This is a genomic window from Kingella sp. SNUBH-2017, from assembly GCF_028680565.1.
In the GTDB taxonomy this organism is placed as follows: domain Bacteria; phylum Pseudomonadota; class Gammaproteobacteria; order Burkholderiales; family Neisseriaceae; genus Kingella_D; species Kingella_D pumchi.
Genome location: NZ_JAPHVK010000007.1, coordinates 1 through 12421, shown reverse-complemented (window position 1 = coordinate 12421; position 12421 = coordinate 1). Strand labels below are relative to the sequence as shown.

Below are 12421 nucleotides of genomic sequence, written 5' to 3'. Positions count from 1 at the left end.
TGCTTTTGCTGCTTGGAATGCTTTATTTGCCCGTTTCAGGCTGCGCGAATAGGGCGGGCAGGCCGCGCGGGTGTTGCTGCCAGCGGCTGTGTTTGGCTTGCAGCGCCTGTTCGAGCGCAAGGCGGGCGTGTGCGGGGTTCAGGCTGCCGCACAGGAAGATGTCGGCGGCGGCGTAGTGGTGTTCCGGCCAGGTGTGGATGCTGATGTGCGATTCGGCCAGCAGCAGCACGCCGGTGATGCCGCCGTGGCCGCCGAAGCGGTGGAAATGGGCGGAAAGTATGCACGCGCCGGCTTGGCGGGCGGCCTGTTCCATGGCGCTTTGCAGTTTGGCGGCGTCGCGCAGCGGCTCGGGCGGGCAGCCGTACAGGTCAAGCAGGCCGTGGCTGCCGATGGCGGCACTCATTTGTGGCCGCTTCCGCCGAAGCCGCCAAAGCCGCCTTGTCCGGGCAGGCGGGTGCGGGGGACGCTGCTTTTGCCGCTGGAAAAGGCGGCGCTGTAGTTAAACAGGGTGGCAAAGGCGATGGCGGCAAGGGCGATCAGGGTGTAGGCGGTTTTGTTCATGGCGGGTTGCTCGGATGGTTGGGGGCGGAAGGCGGCTGCGGCGGAATTTTCGCAGGCACAGCCGGCGCAGGCATGATGTTAAACCGCTTTTCAGGCAGCCTGAAAGGGGGAAACGGCTTTTCAGGCTGCCTGCGGTTTAGACGGTATGCTTGTGCAGCCGGGCAAGCTGCGCGGGCAGCTGCGCGCGGATTTGCGCCAGCCGCGCCTGGGTGATGGCGTTTTGGATGTCCTGCGGCCGGCCGGTATGGGCAGCGGCGATGGCGGCGGTGTCGATATCGCGGGCGGCATCGAGCATCGCCAGCCAGAAAGCGCGCTGGGGGTAGGGCGTGTGTTCGCGGCCGAGCCGGCCTTGCTGGTCGGCCTGGCAGACGGCAAGCGCGGCGGCAAAACGTTCGGGGTGGCGCAGGGCGTCGGCGGCGTTCAGCACGTCGAGTACGGCGCGCGGGCGGCGGATGTCGCTGGCGCGGTGCAGGCGGATGTGCAGACGGCATACCAATTCGGCCAGCTCGGCGCAGGCTTTGGGCACGCGATAGCGGCGGCTGACGGCGCGCACCGGTTCGATGCCGGCGCTGTCATGGCCGATGTGGCGCGGCAGCATATCGGCGGGGGTGAGCGCTTTGCCCAAATCGTGCAGCAGCGCGGCATAGCGCTCGGGCAGCCCCAGATTCATGGCGGCGGCGCGCTCAAGCACCAGCAGGGTGTGTTCGCCGCTGTCGATTTCGGGATGGAAGTCCGCCCGCTGCGGTACGCCGAACAGGGCATCGACTTCGGGCAGCAGCACTTTGAGCGCGCCGCTTTGGCGCAGAATGTCGATCATCTTGCGCGGATGCGGTTCCATCAGGCCGCGCGACAACTCCTGCCACACGCGCTCGGCCACCAGTGCTTCGGCTTCGCCGTTATCAACCATCTGCCGCATCAGCGCCAGCGTTTCGGGGGCGACGGCAAAACCGTAGCGGGCGGCAAAACGGGCGGTGCGCAGTATCCGCACCGAGTCTTCGGCAAAGGCGGGGCTGACGTGGCGCAGAATGCCGTTTTTCAGGTCTTCGGCACCGCCGTAGGGGTCGATCAGACGGCCGTCGTTATCCTGCGCCATGGCGTTGATGGTCAGGTCGCGCCGCTGCAGGTCTTGTTCGAGCGTAACGTCTTTGTCGGCGTGGAAGCTGAAGCCGGCATAGCCTTTGGCAGTTTTGCGCTCGGTGCGCGCCAGCGCGTATTCTTCGCGGGTTTCGGGGTGCAGGAAAACGGGAAAGTCTTTGCCCACCGGCTTGAAGCCGCGATCGAGCATGGTTGGGACGTCGGCGCCGACCACCACCCAGTCGCGGTCTTCGACCGGCCGGTCGAGCAGGGCGTCGCGCACGGCGCCGCCGACAAGATAGGTTTGCATGGGCGGATGTCTTTCGGGTGGGCTTTCAGGCTGCTTTTGCATTGGGACGATGGTGCGCGGTGCGCAACCTACGGGTTTCGGACTACTTTTGGGTTTCAGGCAGCCTGAAAACTTTTGCCATGCCCGTGCCGGTTTATTTGCGTTGCGGTAGCAGGCGGGGTTTTCAGGCTGCTTTTTATTTGGGATGGTGCGCGGTGCGCATCCTACGGACTTTCAGGCTGCTTTTGGGTTTTCAGGCAGCCTGAAAACGGCGGCAGACGGGGTTTACAGGCGGTCGATCAGTTGGCGCACGGCATCGAGTGCGGGGTGGCTGCCGTCGCGCTCCGGGGCGAGCACGCCACACAAATGGGCGTAGGCCATACCCAGCTCGCGGGCGAGTATGGCTTCGGGCATGGCGGTCATGCCGTACACGTCGGCGCCGTCCTGGCGCATGCGGCGGGCTTCGGCGGCGGTGGGCAGCCGCGCGCCCTGCACGCAGGCGTAAACCGCCGCTTCGTGCGCCGGCATACCGCTTTGGCGGATCAGGGCGAGCAGCTCGTCGCGCAGGGCGTGGTCGTAGGGGTGGGTGAAATCGGTGTAGGCGTTTTCCAGCGTGCCGCGTTCGACAAAGCTGCTTTCGCGGCTGTGGGTGTAGTCGATCAGATCGTGCGGCAGCAGCAGTTCGCCGGCGCTGAAGCCGTCGTGCAGCGGGCGCACGGCGGATACCGACACGATGCGGCGCACGCCGATGCTGTGCAGCGCCCAGATATTGGCGCGGTAGTTGATCAGCTGCGGGGCGATGGTGTTGTTCAGGCCGTGTCGGCAGAGAAACACCACCGGCCGGCCGCCGACTTCGCCTTCCAAAAGCGGGGCGCTGGGCTGGCCGTAGGGGGTGCGGACGATGCGCCGCGCGCCGGTGTGCCATTGCGGCAGCCGCGCCAGACTGGCGCTGCCGATAACTGCGAGTGTGTTCATGGGCAATCCTGTGCGCCGCCGGAGCAGGGCGCGTATGCGGAAAAAGGGAAAACAGGCAGCCTGAAAGCCGTTTTTGCCGTTTCAGGCTGCCTGCGGGGTGGCGGCAAGGGCGTTGCTGCCGCCTGCCGGCTTTCAGCCGTGCTGTTGGAGAAAATTGGCGAGCATGTCGTGGCCGTGTTCGGTGAGCAGCCCTTCGGGGTGGAACTGCACGCCTTCGATGGCGAAGTCTTTGTGGCGCACGCCCATGATTTCGTTATCTTCTGTCCATGCGGTGATTTCCAGGCAGTCGGGCAGGGTGTCGCGCTCGATGACCAGGCTGTGGTAGCGCGTGCATTGCACGGGATTGGGCAGGCCGGCAAACATGCCGCTGCCGTGATGAAATACCGGCGAGGTTTTGCCGTGCATCAGCGTTTTGGCGCGCACCACGCGGCCGCCGAAGGCTTCGCCGATGGTCTGGTGGCCGAGGCAGACGCCGAGTATCGGCAGTTTGCCGGCAAAATGGCGCATCGCCGCCACCGAAATGCCGGCTTCTTTGGGCGAACAGGGGCCGGGGCCGATCAGCAGGTATTGCGGCGCGAGTGCGGCGATTTCGTCGAGCGTGATGTCGTCGTTACGGCGCACCTGCACGTCTTGGCCGAGTTCGGCAAGGTATTGGACGATGTTGTAGGTGAAGGAGTCGTAGTTGTCGATGAATAGTAACATGGGAATCTTTCGGCAGGAGCGGGCATTATATGCGCGAGGGGTAGCCTGAAACAGGTTTGATGGTGCGGCAAAGGCAGCCTGAAACGGTTTTCAGGCTGCCTTTGCGTGCCTTGCGGCGGCCGGAGGGTTTCAGGCTGCTTATTTCCAGTAGCGCCACCACGGGGTGTCTTTGGCCGACCATTCTTTTTTTAGATAGGGGCTTTCGGGGAAGTTGGTTTCCAGCACGCGGCGGGTGTCGCCGGCCAGCTGGGTGTTGCCCATTTTCTGGTAGCTGTAAACCATAATCGCCAGCGCTTCTTCCACATAGCGGGTGTTTTGGAAGTTTTGCAGCACTTTTTGCGCGCGGTTGTTGGCGGCGACATAGGCGCCGCGTTTGGCGTAGTGGCGGGCGATGGCGATTTCGTTGCCGCCCAAGGCATCCACCAGCTGCGCCATGCGCTTGCGGGCGTCGTCGGCGTATTTGCTGGTGGGGTAGCGGGTAACCAGCTCGTTAAAGGCGCGGTAGGCGTTGCGGTTGGCCTGCGGGTCGCGGTCGGACCAGTCTTGCGAGGCCAGTTTGTTCAGGAAAGACTGGTCTTCGCCAAACAATACCAGCCCGCGCAGATAGAGGGCGTAGTCCATATTGACGCTGCCGGGGAAGTTGTTTTCAAAGCGGGTCAGGGTGTTGAGCGCTTTGGCCGGCTCTTCGTTTTTGTATTGCGCGTAGGCGGTTTCCAGCAGCGACTGCTCGACGTAGCGGCCTTCGGGCTGGCGGGAGATGAGCTGTTCATACAGCGCGGAGGCTCGCGTATAATTGCCGGAATTCAATTCTTCGCGCGCCTCGTTGTACAGGCGGTCGGACGACCAGCCCTGCGTGGCCTGCGCTTCTTTGTCAACAGTGGCCTTGTTGTTGCCCGAACCCGCGCAGGCGGAAAGGGCGGCGGCCACGGAAATCATAAGCAGAAATTTTTTCATGGATAACTTTCCCTTTGAAAACGGCGCGGATTATAACGATGATTTGCCGTTTCAGGCAGCCCAAATTGAACAAAAGCCGGTAAAACTGGCCGTGCCGCTGGATTTGGCGGGCAGCCGGCTGGATGCGGCGCTGGCCAAACTGCTGCCCGATTACTCGCGCAGCCGTCTTTCAGGCTGGATTAAAGACGGCGCGGTCAGCCTAAACGGCAAGCCGGCTTCGCCCAAAGACAAACTGATCGGTGGCGAAGAAATCGAAGTGCGCCCGCAGCTGGACGAAGAAACGCTGGCCTTTGCCCCCGAAGCGATGGCGCTGGACATTGTGTATGAAGACGACAGCGTGATCGTGCTCAACAAGCCGGCCGGTCTGGTGGTGCATCCGGCGGCGGGCAACTGGTCGGGCACGCTGCTCAACGGCCTGTTGGCGCATTGTCCCGCGCTCGCGCAGGTGCCGCGCGCCGGCATCGTCCACCGGCTCGACAAAGACACCAGCGGCCTGATGGTGGTGGCCAAAACCCTGCCGGCGCAAAACCATCTGGTGCAGCAGCTGCAAAACCGCAGCGTCAAGCGTATTTACCGCGCGGTGGCCGACGGCATCGTGCCCTTTGACGGCAAAATCGACGCCGCCATCGGCCGCGACCCGCACAACCGCCTGAAAATGGCGGTGGTCAAATTCGGCGGCAAAGAAGCCGTTACCCACATCAAAGTGCTGGAGCGCTACCGCGACCACAGCTATATCGAATGCGCGCTGGAAACCGGCCGCACCCACCAAATCCGCGTGCACATGCGCGAAGCGCGCCATCCGCTGGCCGGCGATGCGGTGTACGGCAACCCGCGCCATCCCTGTTCCGAAGTGGTCAGGCAGCAGATCAAGGGCTTGAACGGCCGCCAGGCGCTGCATGCCTACCGCCTGAGCTTTGTCCACCCGCAAAGCGGCGAGACCCTGCAGTTTGAAGCGCCGCTGCCCGAAGACATCTATTCGCTGCTCTCGGTGCTGCGTTTGGAAAGCGGACTCGATTCGCCGCTGGCCGCCCAGGCCGAATGGCAGGACAAATTCGAAGATGACGACGATTGGGACGACGACGATTACGACGTTGAAATCATCTACGCCAAAGAATAGCAGCAGGCAGCCTGAAAGCCGGTTTTCGGTTTTTCAGGCTGCTTGGGGGCAGTTTTCCCTGATTTTGCGCGGCACGGATGCTTGGAAAATTTTTAAACCGGAGACGAAATGGTTAAGGTATATGCTCTGCTGAGTTTGTTGGGTGCTTTACTTCCTTTAATCCCGTTTGGCTTGTTTCTTGTGGCGCATGGGTTTGATGTAGGTTTGTTTTTTGATGAATTGTTTTACAGCCATATCAGCACCTTTTTTGCCTTTGATGTAATCGTATCGGCGCTGGTTTTTATTGCTTTCGCGGTGTCGGAATCCTTAAAGGCAGGCAAAGCATGGATGATGTGGTCTGTTTTGGGCTTGGTAATCGGCGTCTCTTTCGCACTTCCACTGTTTTTGCTTTTTCGTGAGATGGCTGCCAATGGAAAAGCAGCCTGAAAGCTGGTTTTGGGCTTTTCAGGCTGCTTTTTGCGGCACAAGGCAGCCTGAAAATAAAGTCTGCCTACCCATCACTTATTCGGAGAACTCGAATGGACTTTCTTTTCCCGATCGCTATCGTTGCATTTGTCCTGTTTTACTGGCGCAGCGCCTACATCGTCTGCAAGCGCGAGATACCGCTTAACTCGATTGGGGATTTTTTGGCGAAAAACTGGCAGTGCAACCAGATTATTTGGGGAATTCTGCTTGGCCGCGCCAAATACAAAAACGTGCCGCGGGATTTTCATTTTTATTGGATCAAATACGTCGGCTTATGCTACCTGCTGTTTTTTGCCTCAATGTTTATTTTTGTGTTTTTTTACAACCTGTTTGGATAAACCATGCACATTAACCACCGCCCCATCGGCTCCGGCCATCCGCCCTACATCATTGCCGAGATGTCTGCCAACCACAACGGCAGCCTGCAAACCGCTTTTCGCATTATCGACGAAGCCAAAAAGGCCGGCGCCGATGCCGTGAAAATCCAGAGTTACACCGCCGACACCATCACCCTGCCGTGCGAGAGCGAAGACTTTATGATCCGCGGCGGGTTGTGGGACGGCCAGTCGCTGTACCAGCTGTACCAAAAAGCCCATATGCCCTGGGAGTGGCACCAGCCGCTGTTTGATTACGCCCGCGCCGCCGGCATTACCCTGTTTAGTTCGCCCTTTGACGAAAGCGCGGTCGAACTTTTGGAAAGCCTGGACGCGCCGGCCTACAAAATCGCTTCTTTTGAAGCCGTCGATCTGCCGCTGATCCGCCGCGCCGCGCAAACCGGCAAACCGCTGATTATTTCCACCGGCATGGCCGATGCCGAAGAAATCGCCGAAGCGGTGGATGCCGCCCGCAGCGCCGGCTGCCGCGAGCTGGCGCTGCTGCACTGCGTGAGCGGCTATCCCGCGCCCGCCGCCGACTACAATCTGCGCACCCTGCCGGATATGGCGCAGCGTTTCAGGCTACCTGCCGGCCTGTCCGACCATACGCTGGACAACACCACCGCCGTTGCCGCCGTGGCGCTGGGCGCCTGCATTATCGAAAAACACTTTACGCTCGACAGAAACGGCGGCGGCCCCGACGACAGCTTTTCGTTGGAGCCGGACGGGCTGGCGGCGCTGTGCCGCGACAGCCGTACCGCCTGGCAGGCACTCGGCGCGGTGGACTACGGTTTGAAGTCCAGCGAGCAGGGCAACATCAAATTCCGCCGCTCGCTGTATTTCGTGCGCGATATGCCGGCGGGCGAAACAATCGACGCCGGCGCCATCCGCAGCGTGCGCCCGGGCTACGGTCTGGCGCCCAAGCATTTTGACGCGCTGCTGGGCAAAACGCTCAAGCGCGCGGTCTCTGCCTGCACGCCGGTTTCGTGGGACGATTTTGCCGATTAAGTTCTCTGCCGACACCCAAAAGCAGCCTGAAAGCCGAAACGGGGCTTTCAGGCTGCTTTTTTCCTGACGTTTGCCGTTTCAGGCTGCCTGATAGCGGCATTAACATAAAACAAACCTTGCTTTGCAAATCTTGAAAATCGGCAGCCAATCCAGTATAACGATTCGCCGTTCGAAATTGCTTTCAATCGCAAACCGATGGTTTAACAAGAAAAACCTTAAAGAAGGAGTAGAGTATTTATGAATCCGATGTATATTACCTTCGCAATCTATCTGATCGCGGTGCTGCTGATCGGTCTGGCAGCTTATTTCTCCACCCGCAATTTCGACGACTACATTCTCGACGGCCGCAGTCTCGGCCCCTTCGTTACCGCCATGTCGGCGGGTGCGTCCGATATGTCGGGCTGGCTTTTGATGGGTCTGCCCGGCGCGATTTACCTGAGCGGCCTGAGCGAAGCCTGGATCACCATCGGCCTGACCGTCGGCGGCTGTTGGTGGCCGGCCGCCTGCGCGTGCACACCGAGCATGCCAACAACGCGCTGACGCTGCCGGACTATTTCTTCCACCGCTTCGGCGCCGGCGGCCATCTGATGAAGGTGGTTTCGGCCGTGATTATTCTGTTTTTCTTCACCTTTTCTTCACCATTTACTGCGCTTCGGGCATTGTGGCGGGGGCAACCCTGTTCCAAAGCCTGTTTGAAGGCATGACTTACAACCAGGCCATGTGGCCGGGCGCGGGCGCGACCATCGTCTATACCTTCCTCGGCGGCTTTTTGGCCGTAAGCTGGACGGACACCCTGCAGGCTTCGCTGATGATTTTCGCCCTGATTCTGACGCGGTGATGGTGTATCTGGGCTTGGGCGGCGCCGAGCAGATGTCCGTCGCCATTCAGGGTGTGGCCGCCGAAACCGGCAAACAATACGGTAGCCTGCTGGCGGGTACGACTTTCGTCGGCATCGTTTCCACCGCCGCCTGGGGCTTGGGCTACTTCGGCCAGCCGCACATTCTGGCGCGCTTTATGGCGGCCGAAAGCGCCAAATCGCTGGTATCCGCCCGCCGCATCGGCATGACTTGGATGATTCTGTGCCTGGGCGGCGCGGTGGCCGTCGGCTATTTCGGCATCGCCCACTTTGCCGCCAATCCGGCCGATGTGGCCGCAATGAAAGGCAACCACGAGCGCGTGTTTATCGCCCTGTCCACCCTGCTGTTTAACCCGTGGATTGCCGGCGTGATTCTGAGCGCGATTCTGGCGGCGGTGATGTCCACCCTCTCGTGCCAGCTTTTGGTGTGCTCCAGCGCGATTACCGAAGACTTCTACAAAGGCTTTCTGCGTAAAAACGCCCCGCAATCCGAACTGGTGTGGGTCGGCCGCCTGATGGTGCTGGCGATTGCCGTGATTTCCATCCTGATTGCTTCCGACCCCGAAAGCAAAGTGCTGGGACTGGTGTCCTACGCCTGGGCAGGTTTTGGCGCCGCCTTCGGGCCGGTGGTGATTTTGTCGGTATTCTGGAAACGCATCACCGCCGCCGGCGCGCTGGCCGGCATGGTGGCCGGCGCCGTTACCGTGGTGCTGTGGGCCGAGTTCGTCAAAAAACCCGCGCTCGCCGCCGGCCAAAACGGCTGGACTACCGTGTACGAAATCGTCCCCGGCTTTATCGCCTGTGCCTTGGTGGCTGTGCTGGTGTCGCTGGCCGACAAAGTGCCGTCCAAAGAAGTGCAGGAGCGCTTTGCCAAAGCCGATGCCGATTACCGCGCGGCGAAATAACGTTTTCAGGCTGCCTCGGCTTCGAGAGAAAGCAGCCTGAAAACCAAAACAACAGCCGCCCGCATCATATTGCGGGCGGCTGTTGCCGTATTTAAGGCAGCCTGAAAGCGGGAAAACCGACTTTCAGGCTGCTTTTTCCGCTTGGCTTTCAGGCTGCCTGAAAGGGCGTTTAGCCGCCGTGGCAGGCTTCGTAGAGCGGGGCGAGGGCGCGGATATTGGCGGCAATCCACGGTGCGGGGTCGCTGCCGTCGAGACGGTCTTTTTCGATGTGGCGGCCGATGCAGAAAAAGTCGTCCTTGTCTTGCAGCTGCAGATAGCCGGCGTCGCGCTCGGCGAGTGTTTGGTAGTCGGCGTATTCGCTCTCGGCGCCGTGCCAGATGTCGAAAGCGGCAAAGGCGCTGCGATCGAGGGTATCCAGCCAGCGGTTGTAGTCGGGTAGGGCGATGGGGGATTTGCCGGCTTTGTAGCAGTGCCAATCGAGGCTGACGCTTAAGCGGCGGCGGTTGAGCAGGATGGAGAAAATGGCGGCGGAATCGGCGTATTGGGCGTATTTGAAGTAGGCGAAAAAGTGGGCGCGCACCTGCCAGCCGTTGCACCAGCGCTCGATGTGCGGCGGGGCGAACGGGGCGCCGAGATCGTCGGCCACGCGCAAAATCAGCGCCTGCCAGTCCTGCCAGGCGGCTTTGTAGTCGGCTTTGATTTTGGGAATGGTTTCGGGGCAGTATTTTTTCAGCTGGGCAAACTGGAAAAACGGGCGCTCAAACAGCGCGCAGTGCTCGGGTGTCAGCATGATGTCGGTCAAATGTAAAGAAAATCAGGAAGCGGATTATAGCGCCGCAGCGTGTGTTTGTGGTGCAGGCAGCCTGAAAGCGGCAATGGCTTGCTTGACGCCTTAACCAATCTTAACCATAAAATTAGTTATGGTATAACAATGTTTAATTGCGGATATGTTTCAAAAGAAAATACTGGTGTTGTCGCTGTTGTCGGTAAGCGCTTGGGCGTGGGCAGACGAGGGCGGCGACGGTCAAACCCTGCAGCAGGTTACCGTCAGCGGCAAACGCAAAGCCGTGCAAACCCTGCCTTTGGGCAGCGGACGCAAGGCCAGCGATGTGGTGATCGACGGCGAAAAATTCCATGCGCGCTCGGCCACGCTGGGCAACGCTTTGGCGGGCGAGAGCGGGGTGCACAGCAATCCTTTCGGCGGCGGCGTGAGTGCGCCGGTGATACGCGGGCAGGAGGGCGTGCGGGTGAAAATGCTGCAAAACGGCTCGGACGTGGTGGATATGTCGGCGATTTCGCCCGATCACGTCGTAGCCGCCGATACCTTGCTAGCCAAACAGGTCGAACTGGTGCGCGGTACGCCGACGCTGCTTTATGCTTCGGCATCGCCACGCCGGCGTGGTCAACGTGGCCGACGGGCGCATTCCCGAAAAGCAGCCTGAAAACGGCATCGAGGGCGAAATGCTGGTGCGCGCCGATTCCGCCAGCAAAGAGCGCACCGCCACGGCGGGCATCACGCTCGGCGTGGGCGACCATCTGGCGCTGCGGCTGGAAGGTTTGAGCCGTAAATCGGATTTGTACAAAGTGCCCGGCGTGAAGCTCGAAGAAACCGTGTACCGCCTGCCCGATTCCAACAACAAATCCCACGTCGGCACAGTCGGCCTGTCGTATGTCGGCGAAAAAGGCTATCTCGGCGCGGCCTACAGCTACCGCAACGACGATTACGGCGTAGTCGGCCACAACCATATGTACGACCCGTGCAGCGCCCATATTTTCGACCCCGAAAACCGCAAGTACTACCAAAACCGCGATTATCTGCTGATGTATCCGCACCTGATGGACGACAGCGATTTGAAACGCGAGCTGCATTTTCACTGCGGCACGCCGCACGAAGAAAACCAGCCGCGAAGCCACGACAACATCTACGGCCACCACCACGACCACAGCAGCCCCGGCCCGCAAATCGCCCTGTTTTCCCGCCGCCTCGATTTGCGCGGCGAATGGCGCCAACCCTTTGCTTGGCTGGACAAAATCAAAATCAGCGCCGCCCGCGCCGACTATCGCCACGACGAGCTCAACGACGGCAAGTTTTACACCGACCCCTACTACCCTGAAGACAAGCAGCGCCGAAGCGCCGACACTGCCGCCCAGGCAAAGGTTGCCCCGACACCGTGTTTGCCAACAAAGGGCTGAACACCCGCATCGAGTTCTACCACGCCCCAATCGCAGGCCGGCTGAAAGGCGTATTCGGCGCGCAGTAGTAAACGCAAAAAAGCAGCGCTGGCCGCCTGTATGCCGTACCCGTGCCCGAAGATTCCACGCGCGGCTACCACCTGGTCAATGCAGGCATCCGCTACAAAAACCGCATCGGCAAAGCCGACTACACCCTCTCGCTCGACGGCAACAACCTGCTGAACCAAAAAATCTACATCCACAACTCCTACCTGCCTTATGTACCGCAGATGGGGTGCAACTTTATCTTTGCCGTAAATGTGAAGTTTTAAACCCCGCCCGCAGGCAGCCTGAAAGCACAAAAAACGCTTTCAGGCTGCTTTTTTGGGGGCGGTGCTTCGGCTGCCATCGGACGGATTGCCGCATCCGGCAGCCGCGTCCAAACGGCCACCAAGCAGCCTGAAACCAAACTTTCAGGCATATAGGACAAAAAAGGTGCTATTTTCGAGAACCAGTCTGCTATAGGACAAAAAAGGTGCTACTCATCACTAGAGATAGAGAAATAATCTTTAATAAAGATAACCTTATTTTCCATCTGCATGCCGTGATGGCACTCCAAATGCCGCTTTAATCCGGCAAATGCCCCATCAAGCAGATTGGTGGTGTTTGGGATGCTCAAATCGGGATGCTCTTCAAACACAAATAGGTTGCCCATGTTCCGTTTCAGGCTGAAATATGCGCTGCGTAGTCTTGGGTGGGTGTAGTGGGATTTGCCCGTTTCGGGGTTCTTCGTGCGTTCGTTGAAGAAGTCTTTGTGCCGTTCGAACCATGCTTTCAGGCCGCTTTCAAAGCCGGCTCTGCGGCTGTTTTTCAGCGTCAGTGCCAAGTGCCGCAGCTCTTGCCCCGCAGCTGTTTGCGGGTTGCGTGCCAGGTAGCGGCCGACGGTTTTGACTTGGTGGAAATGGCAAA

At 60.1% G+C, this 12421-nt stretch carries 15 protein-coding genes and 1 pseudogene; 8 read left to right on the top strand and 8 right to left on the bottom strand.

All coding sequences use genetic code 11. The features are described 5' to 3' along the window. Positions 1-22: 22 nt before the first annotated feature. The 6 genes from speD to OP500_RS06705 all read right to left on the bottom strand — a co-directional run bounded on the left by speD (position 23) and on the right by OP500_RS06705 (position 4555). Positions 23-403: an adenosylmethionine decarboxylase gene (speD, locus tag OP500_RS06730; protein WP_238745798.1), complete on the bottom strand. Its 381-nt coding sequence runs from the start codon at positions 401-403 to the stop codon at positions 23-25. Next, positions 400-561, bottom strand: coding sequence for a hypothetical protein (locus OP500_RS06725; RefSeq protein ID WP_238745800.1), 162 nt, complete (start codon positions 559-561; stop codon positions 400-402). Before OP500_RS06725 ends, speD begins: the two co-directional genes overlap by 4 nt. A gap of 136 nt (positions 562-697) precedes the next feature. Further along, positions 698-1945: a multifunctional CCA addition/repair protein gene (locus OP500_RS06720; protein WP_274070531.1), complete on the bottom strand. Its 1248-nt coding sequence runs from the start codon at positions 1943-1945 to the stop codon at positions 698-700. Between the two features lie 264 nt (positions 1946-2209). Beyond that, on the bottom strand, positions 2210-2899 hold the full coding sequence (locus tag OP500_RS06715; protein WP_238745804.1) for an S-methyl-5'-thioinosine phosphorylase: 690 nt from the start codon (positions 2897-2899) through the stop codon (positions 2210-2212). Positions 2900-3031: 132 nt separating this feature from the next. Further along, entirely contained in the window at positions 3032-3601 is a 570-nt protein-coding gene (locus tag OP500_RS06710; RefSeq protein ID WP_238745806.1) for an aminodeoxychorismate/anthranilate synthase component II, read from the bottom strand. A 138-nt stretch (positions 3602-3739) separates the two neighbouring features. Further along, positions 3740-4555: an outer membrane protein assembly factor BamD gene (locus tag OP500_RS06705; protein WP_238745807.1), complete on the bottom strand. Its 816-nt coding sequence runs from the start codon at positions 4553-4555 to the stop codon at positions 3740-3742. On the opposite strand from OP500_RS06705, the gene rluD reads away from it, so the two are divergent. The 5 genes and pseudogenes from rluD to putP all read left to right on the top strand — a co-directional run bounded on the left by rluD (position 4554) and on the right by putP (position 9280). Then, on the top strand, positions 4554-5672 hold the full coding sequence (rluD, locus tag OP500_RS06700; RefSeq protein WP_238745808.1) for a 23S rRNA pseudouridine(1911/1915/1917) synthase RluD: 1119 nt from the start codon (positions 4554-4556) through the stop codon (positions 5670-5672). The two genes, OP500_RS06705 and rluD, sit on opposite strands and share 2 nt — an antisense overlap. Positions 5673-5780: 108 nt before the next feature. Next, entirely contained in the window at positions 5781-6098 is a 318-nt protein-coding gene (locus tag OP500_RS06695; protein WP_238745809.1) for a DUF2834 domain-containing protein, read from the top strand. 92 nt (positions 6099-6190) lie between these two features. Beyond that, positions 6191-6475, top strand: a complete 285-nt coding sequence (locus tag OP500_RS06690; RefSeq protein WP_238745810.1) for a hypothetical protein — start codon at positions 6191-6193, stop codon at positions 6473-6475. A 3-nt stretch (positions 6476-6478) separates the two neighbouring features. Beyond that, positions 6479-7519, top strand: a complete 1041-nt coding sequence (gene pseI / locus OP500_RS06685; RefSeq protein ID WP_238745812.1) for a pseudaminic acid synthase — start codon at positions 6479-6481, stop codon at positions 7517-7519. Between the two features lie 237 nt (positions 7520-7756). Then, positions 7757-9280 (top strand): annotated as a pseudogene (gene putP, locus OP500_RS06680) (sodium/proline symporter PutP). A 169-nt stretch (positions 9281-9449) separates the two neighbouring features. Here putP and OP500_RS06675 read toward each other — a convergent pair. After that, positions 9450-10070: a glucose-6-phosphate 1-dehydrogenase family protein gene (locus OP500_RS06675; RefSeq protein WP_238745944.1), complete on the bottom strand. Its 621-nt coding sequence runs from the start codon at positions 10068-10070 to the stop codon at positions 9450-9452. A gap of 157 nt (positions 10071-10227) precedes the next feature. Between OP500_RS06675 and OP500_RS06670 the strand changes: the two genes are divergently transcribed. The 3 genes from OP500_RS06670 (at position 10228) to OP500_RS06660 (ending at position 11784) form a co-directional block, all read left to right on the top strand. Continuing rightward, a complete protein-coding gene (locus tag OP500_RS06670) occupies positions 10228-10722 on the top strand; it encodes a TonB-dependent receptor plug domain-containing protein (protein WP_238745814.1) in 495 nt (164 codons plus the stop codon). Further along, the gene (locus OP500_RS06665) at positions 10655-11473 is read left to right on the top strand and encodes a hypothetical protein (RefSeq protein WP_238745816.1); all 819 of its coding nucleotides are present in this window, start codon (positions 10655-10657) and stop codon (positions 11471-11473) included. The genes OP500_RS06670 and OP500_RS06665 overlap by 68 nt, the downstream gene beginning before the upstream one ends. A gap of 110 nt (positions 11474-11583) precedes the next feature. Further along, positions 11584-11784, top strand: a complete 201-nt coding sequence (locus tag OP500_RS06660; protein ID WP_238745818.1) for a TonB-dependent receptor — start codon at positions 11584-11586, stop codon at positions 11782-11784. Between the two features lie 206 nt (positions 11785-11990). Here OP500_RS06660 and OP500_RS06655 read toward each other — a convergent pair. Next, positions 11991-12421, bottom strand: a 431-nt coding sequence (locus tag OP500_RS06655) for an IS256 family transposase, variant Zn-binding type (protein ID WP_443135143.1), incomplete at its 5' end; no start/stop codon positions are given.